Source organism: Sporosarcina koreensis (assembly GCF_001531445.1).
Taxonomy (GTDB): Bacteria; Bacillota; Bacilli; order Bacillales_A; family Planococcaceae; genus Sporosarcina; species Sporosarcina koreensis_C.
In genome coordinates, this window is sequence record NZ_LQYA01000330.1 from 1 (window position 1) to 243 (window position 243).

Consider the following 243-nt stretch of genomic DNA (forward strand, 5'->3'; position numbering starts at 1 on the left):
ATGTAACTCCAATGGTTAACACGTACAATGGACCTTTTCTATCAACAAGTAATCCACCAATGTAACCGAAGATAATAACGCTCATTGTTCCAGGGAAAATAATCACACTGCCAATTGCAGCAGTACTTAGTTGATGTACATCTTTCATCATGTAAGTAACCATAGAGATAAACCCTGCTACTGTACCAAATATAAGTCCTCCACAAAGGACACCAATTATAAAAGAAATATTTTTCCCCAGTG

Annotated in this window: 1 pseudogene; it reads right to left on the minus strand. The window is 36.6% G+C overall.

From position 1 onward, the window contains the following. Window positions 1-243, minus strand: a pseudogene (locus AWV70_RS22300) (tetracycline efflux MFS transporter Tet(L)); the annotation flags it as partial.